Raw genomic sequence first — 21,243 nt, 5'->3', positions numbered from 1 at the left:
CCGGCGCCTGCGCTGTTCCGTTAAGCCAGGGGATAACGCGGTACGGTTCCCGGCGAAGCCATTTCCCGGACCGCTGCAATTCGCTGCACAAAGCGGGCCGGTGTGTCCTGGTAGCCGTCCTCAAAAGCCACCACGCGCAAGTCGCGGCACAGCTCCAGCAACTCCCCCGGGCGCAGCAAAAAATCCGGCCGCGAGGGTTTGCCCACGGTTTCATTGCCTTGGGCAAAGGTTTCGTAAATCAGCACACCGCCTGGCGCCAGGCTGGCCAGCAGCGTGGGCAGCAGCGGGCGCCACAGGTAATTGGTGACCACCACGGCGTCAAACTGGCGGCCGGCAAAAGGCCAGGGCCCCGCTTCGATATCGGCCACCACCGCTTCGCAGGACGCGGCTGGAATCGCTATGGATTCGATAGCTGCTTGCGACCGGTCCACAAGGGCTAGAGGGTGATTTCTCTTATAAAACCAATAAGCATGGCGGCCCTGGCCGCAGGCCACGTCGAGCACCGTGCCCTGGGGACGTACCAGATGGGACCAACGTTGTACCCAGGGAGAGGGCGCTTCGCTGCCGTGCGGACTTATCGTTGGTGATTCAGTGTTCAATGGGGTTTGACCTCGTCTTTGAGGGCGGCCAGCGCCATGTTTTCAACGGCGCCGGGTGCCAGCAGCTTGAGCCAGCGGCCCAGCTTGCCTTTGGCCGTCATCACGACCTCGCGCTCGCGGCGCGCCATGCCTTCAATGATCAGGCGGGCGCAGGTTTCCACGCTCATGGCATCGTCTTCCTTGAGTCCGCTGGCGCCGGCTGCTCTCCCCGCGGCGTTGAAGCCGCGGTAGCGGATCTGGGTGGCGACCACGCCGGGGTAGGCGGTGGTGACGCTGACGCCGGCCGTTTTCAGCTCGGCGCGCAAGGCTTCAAAAAAACCGGTCATGGCAAATTTGGTGGCGCTGTAGGCGGTGCGGCCGGGCACGCCGATCAGGCCGGCCAGGCTGGACACCGCCACGATGCTGCCGCGGCTTTGCTTGAGCCAGGGCAGGGCGGCATGGGTGCACCAGATACTGCCCCAGAGGTTGATACGCATCAACTGCTCGTACCAGGCCAGGTCTTCGGCTTTCACGTCTTCAAACAGGGCTTGGGCCGACATGCCGGCGTTGTTGATCAGGGCGTCAATGTGTCCGAAACGCTCGGCGGCGGCTGCAATGAGCGCGCGGCACTGGGCCTGCTCGGCCACGTCGGTGGGCACCACCAACGTGGCCGCGCCGCTGGCCTGGCACTGGGTGGCCACGACGTTCAGCGCGTCTTTGTTGCGGGCGGCCAGCACCAGCGCGGCCTGCGCGCCATGGCGTTGCGCCAGTTGGCGCGCGATTTCTGCGCCTATGCCGTCCGAGGCGCCGGTGATCACGATGGTTTTCATGGTCTTGTCACTTTTTGCAGGTCTGGTGTTGCGTTCACCCGAAAGCCTACCATCGAATGAAGGGCCCCAGCCCCTTGCCCTGAGGCGCACTATCCCTTACGCTGTGTAGCCAAGTCATGCCATCGGGCGCAGGCGCTGCGTCCGGCACCAAGGAGCGCTTATGCCTTCCTCGATTTCTCCGGCCGTCACTGCCTTGCGCACGCTGGCCTTTGTCGGTGCCGCCGCCAGCGGCAAGACCAGCCTGGTCGAGGCCTTGTTGCACAAGGCCGGTGCGATCGGTGCGACTGGCAGCCTGGAGCGCGGCACCACGGTCAGCGACTTTGACCCGCTGGAGCGACGGGCGCAACACTCGCTGAACGCGGCGCTGGTGCACCTGCAGCATGAAGACACCCTGATTCACCTGATCGACACCCCGGGCGCGCCGGATTTTCTGGGCCAGTCCTTGCCCGCGCTGGAGGCGGTGGAGACCGCGGCCCTGGTGGTCAGCGCCTCCAGCGGCCTGGAACTGATGAGTGGCCGCATGATGGACTGGGCGGCGCAGCGTGAGTTGTGCCGCATGGTCATCATCAACAAGATAGACGCGCTGGGGATTGATTTGCCGGGTTTGCTCGCGGCCATCCAGACAGCTTTTGGCAAGGAGTGTCTGCCGCTGAACCTGCCCGCGGCCGGTGGCACACGGGTGGTGGACTGCTTTTTCAACCCGGCCGGCGAGGCCGATTTTTCCAGCGTGGCGCTGGCGCACCGTGCGCTGGTCGAGCAGGTGGTCGAGGTGGATCCGGCCCTGGTCGAGCGTTACCTGAACGACGGCGATGTGGACCCGAGCGAATTACATGCGCCGCTGGAGCAGGCGCTGCGCGAAGGCCACCTGATACCGGTCTGTTTTGTCTCGGCACGCAACGGCGCCGGCGTGGCCGAGTTGCTGGATGTGATGGTCAGGCTGCTGCCCAATCCGGCCGAGGGCAACCCACCGCGATTTTTGCGCGGCGAAGGCGCCGCCGCTACGCCGGTGCGGGCCGAGCCGGATCCGGCGCGCCATGTGCTGGCGCATGTGTTCAAGGTCACGGTCGACCCTTATGTCGGCAAGATGGGCATTTTCCGGGTGCACCAGGGCACGGTCACCCGCGACAGTCTGCTGTATATCGGTGATGGCAGGCGGCCCTTCAAGGTCGGCCACCTGTTCCGGCTGCAGGGCAAGGACCACACCGAAATCGCCAGCGCCGGGCCGGGCGAGTTGTGTGCCGTGGCCAAGGTTGATGAGATTCATTTCGACGCGGTCTTGCACGATGCGGCGGAGGACGAACACATCCACCTCAAACCGTTGGACTTCCCCGTGCCTGTGCACGGGCTGGCGATAGAGCCCAAACGCCGCGGTGACGAACAACGCATGTGGGATCTGGTGCAAAGGCTGGTGGACGAAGACCCCTGCCTGCGGCTGGAACATGTGACGACGACCAACGAAACCGTGGTCTACGGGCTGGGCGAGTTGCACCTGCGGGCGCTGCTGGAGCGCCTGAGCGAGGTCTACAAATGTGAGGTCAACACCCGGCCGCCGCGTATTGCCTACCGCGAAACCATCACCGTGGCGGCGGCCGGCCACCACCGCCACAAAAAACAAAGTGGCGGCGCCGGCCAGTTTGGCGAGGTTTTTTTGCGCATCGAACCTTTGGCCCGCGGCGCCGGCATCGAGTTTGTCGATCAGGTCAAGGGCGGCACCATTCCCGGCCAGTACCTGCCGGCGGTGGAGAAAGGTGTGCGCCAGGCGCTGGAAAGCGGCGTGATTGCGGGTTTTCCGGTGCGGGATGTGCGGGTGGTGGTCTATGACGGCAAGTACCACAGCGTGGACAGCAAGGACATCGCGTTTGCGACGGCCGGACGCAAGGCGGTGATCGAAGCCGTGCGTGCCGCCGTGCCCATCGTGCTGGAGCCCATCGTCAATGTCGAGATCACCGCGCCCGAGGCCAATATGGGCGACATCACCGGCGACCTGTCGGCGCGCCGCGGCCAGGTCAGCGGCACACGCGGGCTGCAACTGGGGATTTTGGCGGTGTTGGGCCAGGTGCCGCTGTCGGAGTTGAGCAGCTACCAGTCACGGCTCAATGCGCTGACTGGCGGGCAGGGCCGTTACACCTTGGCCTTCAGCCACTACGAGGCCGTGCCGCCACCGGTGCAGCAGCAACTGGCCGGTCAGTTCAAGGTGCGTGACGAGGATTGAGCTGTTAGAAACAAGCCCATATCTGGTCGGCCAGGGTCAGCAGGAAGTCGGGCCGGGTGTAGAGCGCAAACACGCCCAGCACGGCCGCCAAGGCCAGCGTGTACAGCGCGATTTTGCGGGCCATCATTTCAGGCACCTTGCAATTGGCCAGTCCGGGGTCGCTGGATCGCGGTTTCACGCACCGGCAGGTTGACCAGCGCCGCAAACACGCCCAGGCCGATGGCGATGTACCAGACGATGTCGTAACTGCCGGTACGGTCGTACAGGTAGCCGCCCAGCCAGACGCCCAGGAAGGAGCCGATCTGGTGGCTGAAAAACACAAAACCGCTGAGCATGGACAAATGTTGGATGCCGAAAATCTGCGCCACCACCGCGTTGGTCGGTGGAATCGTGGACAGCCACAACAGCCCCATCAGGCTGGCAAAAATATAGACGCTGGTCGGGCTCAGCGGTGCCGCCAGGAACACCGCAATCACCACGGCCCGGGCGAAATAAATAAAGGCCAGGATTTTTCGTTTGGCCAGCCGTTGGCCCAGGGTGCCGGCCGCGTAGGTGCCAAACACATTGAACAGGCCGATCAGGGCCAGCGCGTAACTCGCCACTTGCGGCGACAGCCCTTTGTCGCGCAAGTAGCTGGGCATGTGCACACCGATAAACACGACCTGGAAACCACACACAAAATAACCGGCCATCAGCAACTGGAAGCTCGGGTACTTGAAGGCCTCCTTCAAGGCTTGCAGAATGGTTTGTTCACGCGCGGACGCCTGGCCGGCACCGAAACGGGTCTCGCGCAGGCCCAAGGCCAGCGGCATGATCAGCAAAACCGCGCCGCTGAGCACCAGCAGCGCTTCTTTCCAGCCCAGGCCGCTGATCAGAAAACCTTCCACCGGCACCATCAGGAACTGCCCGAAGGAGCCGGCCGCCGCCGCCACGCCCATGGCCCAGGAACGTTTTTCGGCCGGGATGTTGCGGCCAATCACGCCGTAAATCACGGCATAGGTGGTGCCCGCCTGGGCCGCACCAATCAGGATGCCCGTGGTCAGCGTGAACAGCAGCCCGCTGGTGGACAGCGCCATGCCCACCAATCCCAGCGCATACAAAACGGCACCGCCCATGATCACGCGGGCCGCGCCAAAACGGTCGGCCAGCATGCCGGCAAAAATGCCGAACACGCCCCAGGACAGGTTTTGCACGGCAAGCGCCAGCGCAAAGGTCTGGCGTGTCCAGCCCTGCTCTTGGGTGATGGGCAGCAGCCACAGGCCGAAGCCGTGGCGTATGCCCATGGACAGGGTGACAATGGCGGCGCCGCAGATCAACACCTGCAGCATGGATAGGTTTCGACTCGAAGAATGCATGCGGTGAATGTACCCAAACACGCGTGTTTCTGCTTTTCAAAATGTTCAGCGCATTGATGCGTGCCAGGCATGAATGCCGGCGCAGCTCGAAAGGCTGTATATTTATCCAGCTTTAGAATCATCCAGGTCTACAATCCACCCTCCCATGGCGACCAAACTACCCAACGAATATTCCGAAGGCTCGATCCGCGTGCTCAAAGGCCTGGAGCCTGTCAAGCAGCGCCCGGGCATGTACACCCGCACCGACAACCCGCTGCACATCATCCAGGAAGTGCTGGACAACTCGGCCGACGAGGCGCTGGCCGGTCACGGCAAGAAGATCAAGGTCACCTTGCACAGCGACGGCTCGGTCAGCATCGAAGACGATGGCCGCGGCATTCCCTACGGCCTGCATCCGGAGGAAAACGCCCCAGTGATCGAGCTGGTGTTCACCCAGTTACATGCCGGCGGCAAGTTCGACAAGGGCAAGGGCGGCGCCTACAGCTTTTCCGGCGGCCTGCACGGTGTCGGTGTCAGCGTGACCAATGCCTTGTCCAAGCGCCTGGAAGCCACCTCCTACCGCGACGGCATGGTCGCCTCCCTGGTGTTTTCGGGCGGCGATGTGACCGAGGCTTTGCAACTGCGCAAGGCCGGCGAAGGTGACCGCAAGTCGGGCACCACGGTGCGGGCCTGGCCGGACGCCAAATATTTTGAAAGTTCGGCCCTGCCCATGGCCGAACTCACCCATCTGCTGCGCAGCAAGGCCGTGCTGATGCCCGGCGTCACCGTGACGCTGGTGGTGGAAAAAACCAAGGAAGTGCAGACCTGGATTTACAAGGGCGGCCTGCGCGACTACCTGATGCAGACCCTGAGCGCCGATCCGGTGATCCCGCTGTTCGAGGGCGAAGGTTTTGCCGACGCCGCGCACGACAGTTTTGCCGAAGGCGAGGGTGCGCAGTGGTGTTTGGCCTTCACCGAAGACGGCCAGCCGGTGCGTGAAAGTTATGTCAACCTGATTCCGACCAGCGCCGGTGGCACGCATGAAAGCGGCCTGCGCGACGGCGTGTTTCAGGCCGTTAAGAGTTTCATCGAGCTGCATTCGCTGCTGCCCAAAGGTGTCAAGCTGCTGCCCGAGGACGTGTTTGCGCGTGCCAGTTATGTGCTTTCGGCCAAGGTGCTGGACCCGCAGTTCCAGGGCCAGATCAAGGAACGCCTGAACTCGCGTGATGCGGTGCGCCTGGTCTCCAGCTTTGTGCGGCCCACGCTGGAAGTCTGGCTCAACCACCATGTCGACTACGGCAAAAAGCTGGCCGAACTGGCCATCAAGGCCGCCCAGACGCGGCAAAAGGCCGGCCAGAAAGTTGAAAAACGCAAAGGTTCGGGCGTGGCTGTGTTGCCGGGCAAACTCACCGACTGCGAAAGCAAGGACCTGGCGCACAACGAGATGTTCTTGGTCGAGGGCGACTCCGCCGGCGGCAGCGCCAAGATGGGCCGCGACAAGGAAAGCCAGGCCATTCTGCCGCTGCGCGGCAAGGTGCTCAACACCTGGGAGGTCGAGCGCGACCGGCTGTTTGCCAACAACGAGATCCATGACATTTCGGTGGCCATCGGTGTCGACCCGCACGGCCCCAACGACTCCCCGGACCTCTCCGGCCTGCGTTACGGCAAGATTTGCATCCTCAGCGATGCCGACGTGGACGGCTCACACATCCAGGTCTTGCTGCTGACCCTGTTTTTCCGGCATTTCCCCAAACTGATAGAAACCGGCCATGTGTTTGTGGCTCGGCCGCCCTTGTACCGGGTGGATGCGCCGGCGCGCGGCAAGAAGCCGGCGTCCAAGGCTTATGCGCTGGACGAAGGCGAGTTGAACGCCATTCTGGACAAGCTGCGCAAGGAAGGCGTGCGTGAAGGCGCCTGGGCCATCAGCCGCTTCAAAGGCCTGGGTGAGATGAACGCGGAGCAACTCTGGGAAACCACCTTGAACCCCGACACCCGGCGTCTGCTGCCGGTGCAACTGGGCAATATGGACTTTGCACAGACCGAAAGCCTGGTCACCAAACTGATGGGCAAGGGCGAAGCCGCGGCACGCCGCGAGCTCATGGAACTTCACGGCGATGCTGTGGAGATCGATATCTGAAAAACACCATGTTTCAGCCCGGATATCGCGCCGCATGACCAGGTTTATGCGTCAAAAGTGGCTCCAGCCCTTATGGGACGGGCGCAAGCAGCTATCGTTTTTGATAGCCGCTGCCGCCTTGCTGCTGACTGGCGCACCGGCCCGGGCCGATGTCTGGGGTTATGTGGATCAGGCCGGCGTGGCGCATTTTTCAGCCGAGCGGCTGGATGAGCGTTACCAGCTGTTTTTCCGTGGCGGCGAAAGTTTTGACACCAACCGGGGCGCTGGCGCACCGGGCAAAGGCATGCCGGGCGCACCGCCCAAGCTGCTGGCTTTTTTCGATGTGTCGCCCAATTACAAGGCGGTCCGGCATTTGCTGCGCGAAGCCTCGGTCACACACAACATCGACTACGCCTTGTTGCAGGCGCTGATCGCCACCGAGTCCGGCTTCAACACCTATGCCGTATCGCCCAAAGGCGCGGTCGGCCTGATGCAGCTGATGCCGCCCACGGCCCAGCGTTATGGTGTGCGGGCCGAAAAAAACGCGACCATAGAGAAAAAACTGACCGACCCGAAAACCAATATTCGCGCCGGTGCACGTTATCTGCGCGACCTGATCGATTTGTTTCCCGGCCAGCTGGAGCTGGCGATCGCGGCCTACAACGCCGGTGAAGGCGCGGTGCAGCGGGCCGGCAACAAAATCCCCAATTACGCCGAAACCCAGAATTACGTCAAAACCGTGATGCAGCTTTACGGCCACCTCCAGCCGCCGCCCCTGCTGGCGGACGCACGCCGCGGGCGCGTCCGGCTGGAAATGATGGGCGGCGCCAGCGGGCGCGGCAACCAGGTCCCCACCTTGGGGGTCCAGACACCCGCAGTCCCTGAGTTCCAGGTCGAGCGTGAATAAATTCCTGCGGATGCGCCCTGTTTTTACACCCCTTATTTTTGTAGTTTGAACCCCGATGGACGATCTTTTTACACCGCCTCCGCCTGCCAGCCCTGAATTGCCCGACCAGGAGTCGCTGGCCGCTTACGCCCAGCGCGCCTACCTTGAATATGCGCTCAGCGTGGTCAAGGGCCGGGCCTTGCCCGATGTCTGTGACGGCCAGAAACCGGTGCAGCGGCGCATCATGTACAGCATGGCGCGCATGGGCCTGGGTTTCTCAGGCGCCAACGGTGCCAAGCCGGTCAAAAGCGCCCGTGTGGTGGGTGACGTGCTGGGTAAATACCATCCGCACGGCGACCAGGCCGCGTATGACGCGATGGTGCGTATGGCCCAGGACTTTTCCCAGCGTTACCCGCTGATTGACGGGCAGGGCAATTTCGGATCACGCGATGGCGATGGCGCCGCGGCGATGCGCTACACCGAAGCACGCTTGTCGAAAATCACGACCCTGCTGCTCGACGAGCTCGACGAAGGCACGGTCGACTTTGTCGCGAATTACGACGGCTCCTTTGAAGAGCCGCGCCAGTTGCCGGCGCGTTTGCCCTTCACCCTGCTCAATGGCGCGAGCGGTATTGCCGTGGGCCTGGCCACCGAAATCCCCAGCCACAACCTGCGCGAAGTGGCCGACGCCTGCGTGGCGCTGATCAAGACGCCCAAGCTCAGCGACGACGAGTTGTACGGCCTGATTGCCGGTCCCGACTACCCGGGCGGCGGCCAGATCATCTCCAGCGCGGCCGAGATCGCCGCGGCTTACAGCACCGGGCGCGGCTCGCTCAAGGTGCGCGCGCGCTGGAAGATCGAAGACCTCGCACGCGGCCAGTGGCAACTGGTGGTGCAGGAATTGCCGCCAGGTGTCAGCACCCAGCGTGTGCTGGAAGAAATCGAGGAAATCACCAACCCGAAAATCAAGACAGGTAAAAAAGCCTTGAGCCTGGACCAGGTGCAGCTCAAACAAACGGTCTTGTCCGTGCTCGACGTGGTGCGCGACGAATCGAGCAAGGACGCCGCCGTGCGCCTGGTGTTCGAGCCCAAAACCAGCCGCATCGAGCAGTCCGAACTCATCACCACCTTGCTGGCGCACACCAGCCTGGAAAGTTCGTCCAGCATCAACCTGACCATGGTCGGGCTGGACGGCCGGCCGACGCAGAAAAACCTGCGGCAGATGCTCAACGAGTGGATCAGCTTTCGCCAGACCACGATAGAGCGGCGCTCGCAGCACCGCCTGGACAAGGTGCTGGACCGCATCCACATCCTCGAAGGCCGGCAACTGGTGTTGCTCAACATCGATGAAGTGATTGCCATCATTCGCCAGGCCGAAGAGCCCAAGGTCGCGCTGATTGCGCGGTTTAATCTCAGCGACCGCCAGGCCGAAGACATTCTCGAAATCCGCCTGCGCCAGCTTGCACGCCTGGAGGCCATCAAGATCGAGCAGGAGCTGAAAAACCTGCGCGAAGAGCAGGGCAAGCTCGAAGAAATCCTCGGCAGCCCGGCCGCCTTGCGCCGCCTGATGATCAAGGAAATCGAAGCCGACGCCAAACAGTTTGCCGATCCGCGCCGCACCCTGATCCAGGCCGAGAAAAAAGCCGTGCTCGAAGTCAAAGTGCTGGACGAACCGGTGACCGTGGTGGTTAGCGCCAAAGGCTGGGTGCGTGCGCGCACCGGCCATGGCCACGACGCGGCCAGCTTCGCCTTCAAGTCGGGTGACGGCTTGTACGGCACCTTTGAATGCCGCACGGTGGACAGCCTGCTGGTGTTCGGCACGGCAGCCAAAGGCACGGGCCGCGTGTATTCGATCCCGGTCGCCATGTTGCCGGGCGCACGCGGCGATGGGCAGCCGGTCACGACCTTGATCGAACTCGAATCCGGCACCCAACCCGCGCATTATTTTGCCGGGCCATCAACGGCCACCTTGCTGCTCAGCGGCAGCGGTGGTTACGGTTTCCTGGCGACGGTCGACAACATGACCTCGCGGCTCAAGGCCGGCAAGGCCTTCATCAGTTGCGGCGAAGGCGAAACGATTTGCAAACCTTCCCATGTCTCTGGCAGCAGCGGATCGCTGCCACTGAATCCTGCGACCCATGTGGCTTGCGCGTCCACCGGCGGCCGCATCCTGACCTTTGAAATCAGCGAACTCAAGACGCAGGCCGCAGGCGGCCGCGGCCTGATGCTGATCGACCTGGACGCCAAGGACACCTTGGCCGGCGCCGCAGCCTACACCCGCAGCGTGAAAATCGAAGGCATTGGCCGCGGCGGCAAGGTTCGCGAAGAAACCCTGGAGATACGCAGCCTGAACAACGCCCGGGCGGCACGTGCGCGCAAAGGCAAAGCGGCGGATCTGGGCTTTAAACCGGGGTCTATCACCCGGGTGGAGTAAAGTTTTTTCGCTATTTATTTGATAGCTGCTTGCGCTTATGGGGATTGGGCTGGAGGCTGATTTCTTATAAATTTTCGTGAGATCAGCCTGCCGACGCATCGCTGGCTCCGAATACATGACCGGCATCACGCTGCGTTTGCGGCTTGCCTTTGACAGTAGGCCTGACTCCCCACTCCCACCCCTAACCCCTCCCTCGCCCCGCTGGGCGATGGAGGGGGACTTCATTTGGCTATGTGTGTTGCGCTCGCGTGCATGAATGGCAGTCTCTTGGAAATATCCGACAAGGACGCGCTTGCGCGTCCTTGTCTCCCCGCATCCGTTTCCGATCCTGCCCCCACCCCTTCTGTCTGCGCCGAGGAGCGCAGGGCCAGTCGGATCAGGGCGAGCGATTGTCTGAGCGTAGCGAGTTCGAGCTCGACCCCGACTGGACCGAGCACCGCAGGTTGCCCGGAGCGAAGCGCAGGGACGCAGACAGTGGGGTCGCCTTTTCTTTGCTTACTTATCTTTTGGCGAAGCAAAAGAAAGTAAGTCGGCCGCCGGGCCGAGACCCGGCTTGCTTGAAGCAACGGCACAAGTCATGCTGGCACGGCTCCCAACAGGCTTAGCCGCACAGCAAGAGAAGTTCGCCTAAACCGAAGCCCAGAACACTGCAAACCAGTCTTCAGGATCCGTCCAATAACTGATCCGCGTAAACCCCGCACGCCGCAGTAAAGCCGACATGGACGCCACCGTGTATTTGTAAGAGCTTTCGGTGTGTATCCGCTCACCGCCCCGAAATACCCGTTCACCCCCCGGCCATCGCACGGTCAGGTTGCGCTGCGCCTGCAAGTGCATTTCTATGCGTGATTCGGCTTCGTTGAAAAGGGCGAGATGGCGCCATTGGCGCACATCAAAATCAGCGCCCAGCAGGGTATTGACATGGCGCAGCAGGTTTTTGTTAAAGGCCGCGGTCACGCCCAGCGCATCGTCATAGGCGGCTTCCAGCGTGGCTTTGTCCTTGACCAGGTCTATGCCTAACAACAGGCCGCGGGCTTGCCCCTGGGCCGGGTCGGCAATGTGTTGCAGAAAAGCCAGCGCCTGTTCGGTTGAAAAATTGCCCAGGCTGGAGCCGGGGTAAAAAAACACGCGGTCGCGTTGTTGCACCTCGGGCGGCAAGACCAGGCCGGCTGAAAAATCCATGCCGACACCAATGATGTCCAGCGCCGGGAAACTGCTTTGCAGTTGCTCCGCCGCATCCCGCAGAAAGTCCACCGAAATATCCACCGGCACATATTGCCGCGGCTGCAGGTGCGGGATCAGGCGACTGGCCTTGGCGCAGTTGCCGGCGCCCAGGTCGATCAGGCAGGGGTGGGTGATGCCGGCCTCGGCCAGCGCCCCGGCGATCTGGGTATGGGCCGCTTCAAAAATGCCGGCTTCGGTGCGTGTCGGGTAATACTCGTCCAGGCGGGTGATGGCCTCGAACAGCTTGGAGCCCAGCGCGTTGTAGAAATATTTGGGCGAGACACTGGCGGCCGCCGCGCTCAGGCCCTCGGCCAGCTCGCGCACCGCGCTTTGCGCCTGTCCCTGCGAGGATTGGCTGTAGCGGTTGATGAACTGCGGGGAGGCCGGTGGCAGGGCCAGGGCTGGGAGTTTGAGCGCTAGGTTCAAAATAATTGTTGTTCGTGGGCTAGCTGAGATTTAAAAGCAATCGGGCCCCCACCTTTGTAGGACTGTTTCGCTTTGCGTGCAAGCGGGTGACTGCGGGTTGATGGCCGGGAGGCCCTGTGCGAGGACTTGGTACTGGCTTCCTGATAACCTTGTTCACCAGCATGAAACCGTTCTTACATTCCCAACAACTTAGGCGCCAATTTTTACAAATGACGCTGCTGGCGGCCGGCAGCTCTCTGCTGGGGCGCCATGCCCTGGCCGCCGACGACGTGGCGTACACGGTCTCGCCCTGGCAAGGTGTCACGCCGGCTTTCCAGGCGGTGGACACCACGGGCAAAACCTGGCGCCTGGCCGACCTGAAAGGCCGCGCGGTCCTGATCAATTTCTGGGCCAGCTGGTGTGAACCTTGCCGTGCCGAGATGCCCACCTTGCAGCAGATCGCCGATCTTTATGGCCCCGACAAGCTGCTGGTGCTGGCCCTCAACTTCAAGGAACACCCGACACGCGCCATGCAGTTTGCGGCGAGCACAGGTCTGAATCTGCCGGTGCTGCTGGACCCGCAGGGCCAGAATGCACGCGCCTGGGGCGTCAAGGTGTTTCCCACAACCTTGCTGATAGACCGCCAGGGTCGGCCGCGCCAGCGTGTGCAGGGCGAGATGGACTGGACCGGTCCGCGGGCTACGCAGCTGATTGAAACCTTGCTAAAAAGCTAGAGGCAGCGCCCCGGGTTTTATTGCAGCGGCAACACCAGATCCGTGGTCCCGGGATGAACCCAGCGCGAAAATTCGCGGGTGGTGTCCATGCAGCCGCCGTCTTGGTAAACCCCGCGCGGTTCGCGGTAACGCTGCATCAAGCGCAGGATGCGTTCAACCTCCGCCGCATTCTGCTGCGTGGCCGCCACCAGCGCCTCCACAATGTCTTCGTCGATACGTTCGTTCCCCTGTGCATCCCGATACAAGGCATGGCGCCAGTGGTAAATCTCCAGGCACTTGTCGCTCAGCGTGTAGGGCTTGTGGCGTTTCCAGAAATTGCTGAACAGGCCGCCGCCCAGGTAGATCACCCAGGAGCCTTCGTAACCCGAGGCCTCTGACGAGGCGGCATCGGGATTGCGAAACCAGATTCTGTCGCCGGGCACAAAATAACGCGGCGGCAGGGGTTGCTCCATGGAGCCCTGCTCGCGCAAAAAAACCTCGTGAAATTCGCCCGACATGATGGGCCGCTCGGTCCAGAGTTGCTGCAGTTGTCTGAACAACACGGGGTTGCAATGCACCAGTTCTTCCGCAATACCCAGCAGCATCACGTATTCGGTGGCGCGGTAACAGGAGAAGGCATACAGCGCGCCCGACACCTCGGGCTGGGTCGCCTTGGCCAGGGCTGACAGCAGCGGCACGCCGGGCAGGATCACAAAACCGCAGTCTTCCTTGTAGGTCCAGCAGTCTTCCGGCCGTTCCGCCTGGCTGGTGTGAAAGGCCAAGGTGGTTTTGCGGGCCGCCTGCACGATGTTGTGCCGGATACGCACGGCCGACACCAGTTCGGCGAGGCCGGGAAAGGCCACTACCACCGGCCCCATCAACAAGGCCAGCACGATTTCACGCGTCAGGTCAGCCGGCCGGTGTTCGGTGTCGAGTTGCAGCCTTTGGCTCAGGCCCAGGGTGTTTTGCCCCGGCGCCCAGGCGGCGGTCTGAATCGCGCTCAAGCTGAACTGCATATAGGGGCCGGCCTCATCCATGCCCTGACGGCCGACGACCCAAGGCGCCAGATCCGTCGCGTCCAGTTGCGTCAGCAGCACCTGCTGCGTGGCCGCCAAGTTCTGGTCCGCGCCTCCCCGAAGCAGGACCCCGCCCAACGGCCCTGTTGTGATGTCCCATGCGTCCATGCGCGCTCTTGCCTCCCGCGTTATCTCATCGTTGTTGTAGGCCGCTCTGGCCGTGTCATCGGCGGCGGCTGCGAGATAAATATAACCCAGCCTTTTCTAGGGATTTACCCGTCCATGTGGGAGCGGAAGAGGTGCTGGCCGGGCGGTGCTGCCAAGGGAAAACGACGATAATTGCGCCCTCGGCCCAGGGCTTTTCCCTGGGCCGCACGGACACCCCGGCGCACCTTGTCATGCCCGGTCACGTCGCCCCACCACCACCCGGAGTTCTCTTGATGACCACCGTACGCCGCACTTTCCTGAAAAATACCGCTGCAGCCGCCATGGCTGCTGCATTTCCTGCTATCAATTTTGCACAGACCCCAACGCGCGGCAACTTTGCACCGCAAAGCGGCGCCTGGCGCACCTTCGAGGTGACGACCCGTGTCGACATCATCAAGCCGCAGGGCGTGACCAGGGTCTGGTTGCCGATTCCCTCGGTCAACAGCGACTACCAGCGTTCGCAGGGCAACAGCTTCACCAGCAATGGCAAAACCGACCTGACCGACGACGGTGTGGACGGCGCCAAAATGTTGTACGCCGAGTTCGCCGCCGGCCAGGCCCAGCCCTTTGTCGAGTTGACCAGCAAGGTGCAGACCCAGGGCCGCGCCATCGACTGGGCGCAGAAAACCGCGGTGCGTGAAGACGCGGACACCTTGCGTTATTTCACCCGCCCGACCAAATTTTTGCCGACCGACGGCATCGTGCGCACCACGGCCCAGCAGGCGATTCGCGGCGCCAAAACCGACGTTGAAAAAACCCAGAAACTCTACGACTGGATTGTGGCCAACACCTACCGCGACCCCAAGGTGCGCGGTTGCGGCGAAGGCGACATCAAGACCATGCTGGAGACCGGCAACCTGGGTGGCAAATGCGCCGACCTGAACGCCTTGTTTGTTGGCCTGTGCCGCTCGGTCGGCATTCCGGCGCGCGACGTTTACGGCATCCGCCTCGTGCCTTCGGCATTTGGCTACAAGGAATTGAGCGGCAACCCGGCCAGCCTCAAGGGCGCGCAACATTGCCGCTCCGAAGTGTTCCTCAAGGGTTATGGTTGGGTGGCGATGGACCCGGCCGACGTGGCCAAGGTCATGCGCCTGGAAACCGCCGACTGGATCAAAAACACCACCAACCCGGTGGTCGCGCCTGTCAACAAGGCTTTGTTCGGCGGCTGGGAAGGCAACTGGATGGGTTACAACACCGCACACGATATCGCGCTGCCCAACTCAAACCAGGAAAAGCTAGGCTTCTTCATGTACCCGGTGGCCGAAAATGCGGCAGAGCGTTTTGATTCCTACGCCCCTGATGATTTCAAGTACCAGATCACGGCCAAAGAGATCTGAGCCCCCACGCTTGCTCACTGCGTGTAGCCGCTGCCCCACTAGGGGGCCGCTGCGCCTGCGGACTGGCAAAGCCAGATCCGCGGCCCCGGCTTGAATAGATACGGCCCGGCAAACGGTGTTGCTCAAGGCAACTCCAACTGGCGCTTGCTGCTGAACTGCCGGCGCTTGCCGGTGAAGGGGTCCTCAAACTCAATGCTCTGCGCCAGCAACTGCAGCGGGTAGCGGTAATCGTCGTCGGGTGTCGGGTCCAGCGGTGGGTAGACGCGGTCGTTGACGATGGGCAGGCCTAACGCGTACATGTGTACCCGCAACTGGTGTTTTTTGCCCGTCACCGGACTCAGGCCGTAACGCGCCAGCGGCTCGCTGACTTCCAGCACCTTGATATGGGTTTCGCTGTTGGGCAGGCCAGGCACTTCGGCCTGGCGAAAAAAGGGTTGGCCTTCGACGATGCGGCTGCGGCTGATACGCGGAAACGTCAGATCGGCGCGCCAGGGCGCGATGGCTTCATAGGCCTTGTCGACCTCGCGCTGCCGGAACAAGTCCTGGTAAGCGGCGCGCTCCTGCGGCTGCACCGAAAACAACACCACGCCGGCGGTCTCCCGGTCAATCCGGTGGATGGGGCTCAGACCGTCCAGGCCCAGCCGGTTTTTCAGGCGCACCAGCAGGGTTTCCTGCAGGTAGTGGCCCGAGGGGGTGACCGGCAGAAAATGTGGCTTGTCGACCGCCACCAGGTGTTCGTCCTGGAACAGCAGTTCTTCCTCAAACGGGATGCGGGTTTCGGGCGGCAGGGCGCGGTAGTAATACAGCCGCATGTGGCCCCGGTAAGGACGCTCCGGCGTGACGGGTTGGCCGAACTCGTCCATCACCTCGCCGCCGGCCATACGTGCCAGCCAGACCGCACGCGAAATCGCCGGAAAACGTTCTACCAGGAACTCGGTCAAGGTGGGCCAGTCGCCGCCGGGCAGGCTGACACAACTGGGGCTCACACCTGCGCGGATAGGCAGGCCGCCGAGCGCGAGCCGTTCTTTCACACGCGTTCGAAGACCAGGTCCCAGACGCCGTGCCCGAGCTTGATGCCGCGGTTCTCGAACTTGGTCAGTGGGCGGTAGTGGGGCTTGGCGGCGTAGCCGTCACTGGATACGTCGGCGGTGTTTTTCAGCAGGGGCTGCGCGCTCAGGACTTCCAGAATCTGCTCGGCATAAGGCTGCCAGTCGGTGGCGCAATGCAGGTAGCCACCGGGTTTGATGCGGGTGGCCAGTTGCGCAATCAGCGGCGGCTGGATCAGGCGGCGCTTGTTGTGTTTTTTCTTGTGCCAGGGGTCGGGGAAAAAGATGTGCACGCCGTCCAGGCTGTGCAGCGGCAACATGTGCTCCAGCACTTCCACCGCGTCGTGTTGCAGGATGCGGATATTGCTCAGGTTCTGCTCGGCGATGCGTTTGAGCAGCGCGCCCACGCCCGGGGTGTGGACTTCGCAGCAGAGAAAATTTTTCTCCGGCATCAGCGCCGCAATGTGCGCCGTGGCCTCGCCCATGCCAAAACCGATTTCAAGAATGACAGGCGCGGAGCGGCCGTAGGTCGCCGCAAAATCAATCGCGCCTGGCGTGTAGGGCAGCAGGTATGTCGGACCCACATCCTCAAAGGCCTTGGCCTGGCCGAGCGTGGTGCGGCCGGTGCGGCGTACAAAGCTGCGGATGGTGCGGTGGTGGGCGGTATCCGGCGCGGGGGCGGCCGGGTCGCTGGGGGGAGTAGTTTCAGTCACAGCCGTGATTTTACGGGTGAGCAGTTTCCGTACGCCCGTGAAGGGCTGCCCACTGCGGCACGGCCTGGGCCAGCCAGTCGGCAACGCTGCCGGCGGCGGCCACCTGCAGGCCCAGCACCAGGCCGGCGGCGGCCAGGCTGGCCAAGGGTTGGTCGGTGTTGAGGGGTTGGGCGCCGTTCTGTTTGGACAACTTTTCACCGTTGGCGCCGCGTACCAGCGGCACATGCAGGTAACGCGGCGTGGGCAAACCCAGCGCGCCTTGCAGCAGGATCTGGCGGGCGGTGTTGTCGGCCAGGTCTTCGCCGCGCACCACGTCGCTGATGCCTTGCGCGCCGTCATCCACCACCACGGCCAGCTGGTAAGCCCACAAGCCGTCCGCGCGTTTGAGCACGAAGTCGCCCACCGCTTGCGCGACGTTTTGTTGCTGCGCGCCCAGGCGGCGGTCATGCCAGATCATGTTTGAATTTGCTATCAAATCCGTAGCTGTATGCGCCCGTCCTGTCTGGGCGACAGGCCTATTTTCCTTAAGAATTTCGGTCAGCAAGCGCCAGGCCCGTGCGGGGCGGCCCTGCAAGCCTTGGCGGCAGGTGCCGGGGTAGACCAGCTCGGCATGGCGCGAACGGGTTTGTCCGCTGGCAGCGAGTGCCAACGCGATGTCCTGCCGGGTGCAGCCGCAGGGATAGGCAAGTTGCCCGGCGATCAAGGCATCGAGAGCCGTTTGGTACAAGGCGTTGCGCTGCGACTGGTACAGCGGCGGCGCGTCGGGCTGCAGGCCGCAGGCGGCCAGTTGTTGCAGGATGAGCGCATCAGCGCCGGGCACGCAGCGCGGCGTGTCCACGTCTTCGATACGCACCAGCCAGGTGCCGCCATGGGCGCGGGCGTCCAGCCAGCTGGCGAGCGCAGCGACCAGCGAGCCCGCATGCAAGGGACCCGTGGGTGAGGGCGCGAATCGGCCGATGTATGTGGCCCCCACGCTTGTCGCTTCGCGTACTACGCTGCCCCCCGAGGGGGCGCTGCGCCTGCGGCCCGGCGAAGCCGGTTCCGCGGCCCCTGCTGGTGAAGAGCCAGTCCCCCCGCTTGTCACTTCATTTACCCGTTCGTCCTGAGCCTGTCGAAGGATGCTCGCCAGCCGGGCTAGCAGATGTTCAGGGCCATTTCCAAGCCGGAAAGAAAACCGTCTTCCACCCGGTGGCCCAGACACCAGTCGCCGCAGCTGCCTATGCGCGATTTGGCGTCCCACAAATGCGACTTGCCCAGGGTCTGGGTGGTTTGGGCATGGCGCCAGCGGTGCACCGCGGCGTGGTGCGGCTGGGCGCGTATGCCGGTGACTTCGGTGAAGGCCTTGAGCAACTTGGCTTTGACACGTTCGGCGTCGTCCTCCAGGTGGCGCTCGGACCACTCGGGGCTGGCCTGCACCGTCCAGCGTTCGATGGGGCTGCGTCCGGGCTTGGAGGATTCCCGCGCCAGCCAGGCGATGCGGTGATGGGTGCTGCGGGCGGCGTTCCACTGCGGGCCCAGGTGCGGCAGTGTGGGCTGCAGCGCTTGTGGAAAGGCCAGCATCAGGGTCCAGCAAGGGGCGATGCCGACGTCGCTGAGGGCCGGCATCAGGGGCTGGCCCTGCTGCGAGTTCAGCAGCAAGGCATGGGCCTGCGGCGAGGGCACGGCCATCACCACGGCGTCGAAACCGGAGTACACGCGGCTGCGTGCGCCCGGGCCGTCGGTCTGCAGTTGCCAGAGTTCGGGATGCAGCTTGTCGGCTTCCATGCGGATCACCTGGGTTTCCAGGGTCAGGGCACCGCTGGCGGCCAGCGGCTGGGCCCAGTGTTTGACCAGCGCATTCATGCCCGGTGTGGCGACCCAATGGGCTTCCTTGGATGGCAGCGAGGACGCCACCACGCGGCCGGCTTCGTCCAGAATACGCACGGTGTTGGCGCTCCAGGGCCGGACCAGGCCGGGGGTCGTGGCCAGCGCTTTTTCGAAGCGTGCATCACGCACCGTGAAATACTGGGTGCCGTGGTCAAAATCGCCAAAATTGGTGTGGTGTGTGGCCATGCGACCGCCGGGACCGGCGTTTTGTTCAAACACCGTCACGCGGTGGCCGGCCTGCACCAGCGTGCGTGCGCAGGCCACACCCGCAATGCCCGCACCCACCACGGCATAGTGCCGCGGCGCCGCTCGCCTGGCCGGGGATGCCGCTGCGGCCCGCTTCGCGGCCGGCGCCGAAGCGCTTTTGGAGGGTTTCTTGGCGGGTTTTGATTTTGCGGTCATGTCTGCACTCTACACGTTGTGATGGCGCTCCAGCAATGCCAAGCGTGTTTGCGGTCGGGACAGTTGCTCCAGCCACCAGCTCAGCGCGCGGCCGTTTTGCGGCGGCCGGCTCGGCTCGGTAGCGGTTTTTCCGCTTTTTTTGGCGGGTGTCGCCACTGCACTGCTGTGACCGCGCCAGGCGTAACTCATGGAAACCACACGGCGCGGTCGGTCCACCAGCTTGACCACCAGACGGCCGGTATCGATGTAAGGGCGCGCCAGGTAGTCGGGCAAAAAACCACAGCCCAGGCCACGCAACTGGGCTTCCAGCTTGTATTGCATGGTCGGAACCGTCAGCACATCCTGGCCGCCCAGCAAACCGATGCTGATGCCGCTGCCGCGCAGGGTGGTATCGGCCACGGCCACCGCCCGGTGTTGCTGCAACTGCGCGTCACTGATGCTGCCGCTGATCTTGGCCAGCGGGTGGTGTGGCGCCACCACAAACACAAAAGGCACATCGCCCATGGGCTGGTTCAGGATGCCGCTGGACTGGGTGACTTCCACCACACAGCCGATGGCCAGGTCGGCCTGGCCCAGCACCAGGGTTTCCCAGGTGCCGGACAGCGTTTCGGCGCGTATACGCAGCCGGGTCGGCGGGTTCAGGGCATAAAAAGCCTCGCACAATTCAAACAGCGCGGTGCTGGAGATCAGGCCGTCGGCGGTGATGGTGAGTTGCGGCTCCCAGCCGGTGGCGACCCGTTTCACGCGATGCGCCACGGCGTCGAGTTCGATCAGCAGGCGATTGCCTTCACGCAGCAATTCGTGGCCGGCTTCGGTCAACCGGGCCTGGCGCGAGGAGCGGTCAAACAGCAACACGTCCAGCGCGTCCTCGACTTGCCGCACACGGTAGGTCAGCGCGCTGGGCACCACACCGAGTTCGCGTGCGGCCGCGGCCAGACTGCCGGTGCGGTGCACGGTTTCAATCAGGCGAAGCGCTTCGGGGGTCAGGACATCACGGCCGCTGTGCATGGTAGTTATTCAAATAATTTGAATGATGCCATCAATTGGCAACAAGTATCAACCGGGTCAGAAGACCTACATTGGAGTCATTGAAGCAGCATTTCATTCCCGAAAGGACAGAACCATGTTGACATTGCGAACTTCCGCCGAACGCGGTTATGCCGACCACGGCTGGCTCAAGTCTTACCACTCGTTTTCGTTTGCCGGTTACCACGACCCGGCCCACATGGGTTTTGGCAATCTGCGTGTCATCAACGAAGACCGCATTGCCCCGGGCACCGGTTTTGGCACCCATGGCCACCGGGACATGGAGATCATCAGCTATGTGTTGAGCGGCGCGATCGGGCACCAGGACAGCATAGGCAACGGCGCCTCCATTCCGCCCGGCGACGTGCAACGCATGAGCGCCGGCACCGGCATCCAGCACAGCGAGTTCAACCACGCCAAAGATGAAACCACACATTTCCTGCAAATCTGGATCGAGCCCAACGTCGAGGGCATACGGCCCGGCTACGAGCAAAAAACATTTGAGGCCAGTGAAAAACGCGGCAAGCTGCGGCTGGTCGCCTCTAACGATGGCGCTGAGGGCTCGGTGACCGTGCATGCGGATGCCAAGTTGTATGCCGGTTTGTTTGACGGCCAGGAGGCCGCCGAATTGCCGCTGAACCCGCGACGCAAGACTTATGTGCATCTGGTGCGCGGAGAACTCCAGGTCAACGGGCAGACCCTGCATGCAGGCGATGCCGCCAAGCTCGAAGGTGAAGCGCTGTTGACGCTCTCAGGCGGCAATGCGGCCGAGGTACTGGTGTTTGATCTCGCGTCCTGAGGCGCCGTCAGCTTCCGTGCATGGGATGGGCGTTGCTTCTTCGTGCTTGCCCATCCTTATTTTTTAATTCATCATTTCCCCGTTTACTTTTTTTAACAAAGG

At 63.0% G+C, this 21,243-nt stretch carries 18 protein-coding genes; 7 read left to right on the top strand and 11 right to left on the bottom strand.

Annotation, left to right across the window (positions count from 1 at the left end; all coding sequences use genetic code 11):
• Positions 1–20: 20 nt before the first annotated feature.
• Together ACHMXK_RS16125 and ACHMXK_RS16120 are read right to left on the bottom strand one after the other, a co-directional pair.
• The gene (locus tag ACHMXK_RS16125) at positions 21–578 is read right to left on the bottom strand and encodes a class I SAM-dependent methyltransferase (RefSeq protein WP_397442544.1); all 558 of its coding nucleotides are present in this window, start codon (positions 576–578) and stop codon (positions 21–23) included.
• A gap of 17 nt (positions 579–595) precedes the next feature.
• Positions 596–1,408: an SDR family oxidoreductase gene (locus ACHMXK_RS16120; protein ID WP_397441550.1), complete on the bottom strand. Its 813-nt coding sequence runs from the start codon at positions 1,406–1,408 to the stop codon at positions 596–598.
• Positions 1,409–1,568: 160 nt separating this feature from the next.
• Between ACHMXK_RS16120 and fusA the strand changes: the two genes are divergently transcribed.
• Positions 1,569–3,620: an elongation factor G gene (gene fusA / locus ACHMXK_RS16115; protein ID WP_397441549.1), complete on the top strand. Its 2,052-nt coding sequence runs from the start codon at positions 1,569–1,571 to the stop codon at positions 3,618–3,620.
• Positions 3,621–3,624: 4 nt separating this feature from the next.
• Here the strand turns inward: fusA and ACHMXK_RS16110 are convergent, their stop codons facing one another.
• Positions 3,625–3,747, bottom strand: a complete 123-nt coding sequence (locus ACHMXK_RS16110; protein WP_397442583.1) for a hypothetical protein — start codon at positions 3,745–3,747, stop codon at positions 3,625–3,627.
• Between the two features lies 1 nt (position 3,748).
• Positions 3,749–4,975 (bottom strand): MFS transporter, encoded by a 1,227-nt coding sequence (locus tag ACHMXK_RS16105; protein WP_397441548.1) that lies wholly within the window; start codon positions 4,973–4,975, stop codon positions 3,749–3,751.
• Positions 4,976–5,120: 145 nt separating this feature from the next.
• On the opposite strand from ACHMXK_RS16105, the gene ACHMXK_RS16100 reads away from it, so the two are divergent.
• From ACHMXK_RS16100 to parC, 3 genes are read left to right on the top strand one after another with little or no spacing between them, the layout of a single operon-like run.
• Positions 5,121–7,091, top strand: a complete 1,971-nt coding sequence (locus ACHMXK_RS16100) for a DNA topoisomerase IV subunit B (RefSeq protein WP_397441547.1) — start codon at positions 5,121–5,123, stop codon at positions 7,089–7,091.
• A gap of 46 nt (positions 7,092–7,137) precedes the next feature.
• The gene (locus ACHMXK_RS16095) at positions 7,138–7,977 is read left to right on the top strand and encodes a lytic transglycosylase domain-containing protein (protein WP_397441546.1); all 840 of its coding nucleotides are present in this window, start codon (positions 7,138–7,140) and stop codon (positions 7,975–7,977) included.
• Between the two features lie 55 nt (positions 7,978–8,032).
• The gene (gene parC / locus ACHMXK_RS16090) at positions 8,033–10,390 is read left to right on the top strand and encodes a DNA topoisomerase IV subunit A (protein WP_397441545.1); all 2,358 of its coding nucleotides are present in this window, start codon (positions 8,033–8,035) and stop codon (positions 10,388–10,390) included.
• Positions 10,391–11,017: 627 nt separating this feature from the next.
• Here the strand turns inward: parC and egtD are convergent.
• Positions 11,018–12,037, bottom strand: a complete 1,020-nt coding sequence (gene egtD, locus ACHMXK_RS16085; protein WP_397441544.1) for an L-histidine N(alpha)-methyltransferase — start codon at positions 12,035–12,037, stop codon at positions 11,018–11,020.
• Between the two features lie 161 nt (positions 12,038–12,198).
• Here egtD and ACHMXK_RS16080 point away from each other — a divergent pair, with 161 nt between their 5' ends.
• On the top strand, positions 12,199–12,750 hold the full coding sequence (locus tag ACHMXK_RS16080; protein ID WP_397441543.1) for a TlpA family protein disulfide reductase: 552 nt from the start codon (positions 12,199–12,201) through the stop codon (positions 12,748–12,750).
• 17 nt (positions 12,751–12,767) lie between these two features.
• Here ACHMXK_RS16080 and ACHMXK_RS16075 read toward each other — a convergent pair whose 3' ends face one another.
• On the bottom strand, positions 12,768–13,844 hold the full coding sequence (locus tag ACHMXK_RS16075; RefSeq protein ID WP_397441542.1) for a hypothetical protein: 1,077 nt from the start codon (positions 13,842–13,844) through the stop codon (positions 12,768–12,770).
• A gap of 341 nt (positions 13,845–14,185) precedes the next feature.
• Between ACHMXK_RS16075 and ACHMXK_RS16070 the strand changes: the two genes are divergently transcribed.
• Entirely contained in the window at positions 14,186–15,289 is a 1,104-nt protein-coding gene (locus ACHMXK_RS16070) for a transglutaminase-like domain-containing protein (RefSeq protein ID WP_397441541.1), read from the top strand.
• Positions 15,290–15,411: 122 nt separating this feature from the next.
• Here the strand turns inward: ACHMXK_RS16070 and ACHMXK_RS16065 are convergent, their stop codons facing one another.
• The 5 genes from ACHMXK_RS16065 to ACHMXK_RS16045 all read right to left on the bottom strand — a co-directional run bounded on the left by ACHMXK_RS16065 (position 15,412) and on the right by ACHMXK_RS16045 (position 20,324).
• Positions 15,412–16,320 (bottom strand): pseudouridine synthase, encoded by a 909-nt coding sequence (locus tag ACHMXK_RS16065; protein ID WP_397441540.1) that lies wholly within the window; start codon positions 16,318–16,320, stop codon positions 15,412–15,414.
• Positions 16,317–17,048: a tRNA (guanosine(46)-N7)-methyltransferase TrmB gene (trmB, locus tag ACHMXK_RS16060; RefSeq protein WP_397441539.1), complete on the bottom strand. Its 732-nt coding sequence runs from the start codon at positions 17,046–17,048 to the stop codon at positions 16,317–16,319. The genes ACHMXK_RS16065 and trmB overlap by 4 nt, the downstream gene beginning before the upstream one ends.
• Before the next feature lie 10 nt (positions 17,049–17,058).
• Positions 17,059–18,021: a tRNA glutamyl-Q(34) synthetase GluQRS gene (gene gluQRS / locus ACHMXK_RS16055; RefSeq protein ID WP_397441538.1), complete on the bottom strand. Its 963-nt coding sequence runs from the start codon at positions 18,019–18,021 to the stop codon at positions 17,059–17,061.
• Between the two features lie 161 nt (positions 18,022–18,182).
• Entirely contained in the window at positions 18,183–19,316 is a 1,134-nt protein-coding gene (locus tag ACHMXK_RS16050) for an NAD(P)/FAD-dependent oxidoreductase (RefSeq protein WP_397441537.1), read from the bottom strand.
• Between the two features lie 9 nt (positions 19,317–19,325).
• Entirely contained in the window at positions 19,326–20,324 is a 999-nt protein-coding gene (locus tag ACHMXK_RS16045) for a LysR family transcriptional regulator (RefSeq protein ID WP_397441536.1), read from the bottom strand.
• Between the two features lie 115 nt (positions 20,325–20,439).
• Between ACHMXK_RS16045 and ACHMXK_RS16040 the strand changes: the two genes are divergently transcribed.
• The gene (locus ACHMXK_RS16040; protein WP_397441535.1) at positions 20,440–21,141 is read left to right on the top strand and encodes a pirin family protein; all 702 of its coding nucleotides are present in this window, start codon (positions 20,440–20,442) and stop codon (positions 21,139–21,141) included.
• Positions 21,142–21,243 lie beyond the last annotated feature (102 nt).

The organism is Polaromonas sp. UC242_47, from assembly GCF_044452385.1.
Taxonomy (GTDB): Bacteria; Pseudomonadota; Gammaproteobacteria; order Burkholderiales; family Burkholderiaceae_C; genus Polaromonas.
This window is presented reverse-complemented; position numbering and strand designations above follow the sequence as displayed.

Bases quoted from the DNA above. Each gene is read 5' to 3' on its own strand.
- ACHMXK_RS16105 (WP_397441548.1), bottom strand. From the start codon at position 4,975: ATGCATTCTTCGAGTCGAAACCTATCCATGCTGCAGGTGTTGATCTGC.
- ACHMXK_RS16100 (WP_397441547.1), top strand. From the start codon at position 5,121: ATGGCGACCAAACTACCCAACGAATATTCCGAAGGCTCGATCCGCGTG.
- fusA (WP_397441549.1), top strand. From the start codon at position 1,569: ATGCCTTCCTCGATTTCTCCGGCCGTCACTGCCTTGCGCACGCTGGCC.
- ACHMXK_RS16080 (WP_397441543.1), top strand. From the start codon at position 12,199: ATGAAACCGTTCTTACATTCCCAACAACTTAGGCGCCAATTTTTACAA.
- parC (WP_397441545.1), top strand. From the start codon at position 8,033: ATGGACGATCTTTTTACACCGCCTCCGCCTGCCAGCCCTGAATTGCCC.
- ACHMXK_RS16045 (WP_397441536.1), bottom strand. From the start codon at position 20,324: ATGCACAGCGGCCGTGATGTCCTGACCCCCGAAGCGCTTCGCCTGATT.
- ACHMXK_RS16070 (WP_397441541.1), top strand. From the start codon at position 14,186: ATGACCACCGTACGCCGCACTTTCCTGAAAAATACCGCTGCAGCCGCC.
- ACHMXK_RS16050 (WP_397441537.1), bottom strand. From the start codon at position 19,316: ATGACCGCAAAATCAAAACCCGCCAAGAAACCCTCCAAAAGCGCTTCG.
- ACHMXK_RS16040 (WP_397441535.1), top strand. From the start codon at position 20,440: ATGTTGACATTGCGAACTTCCGCCGAACGCGGTTATGCCGACCACGGC.
- ACHMXK_RS16095 (WP_397441546.1), top strand. From the start codon at position 7,138: ATGCGTCAAAAGTGGCTCCAGCCCTTATGGGACGGGCGCAAGCAGCTA.
- ACHMXK_RS16110 (WP_397442583.1), bottom strand. From the start codon at position 3,747: ATGATGGCCCGCAAAATCGCGCTGTACACGCTGGCCTTGGCGGCCGTG.
- ACHMXK_RS16120 (WP_397441550.1), bottom strand. From the start codon at position 1,408: ATGAAAACCATCGTGATCACCGGCGCCTCGGACGGCATAGGCGCAGAA.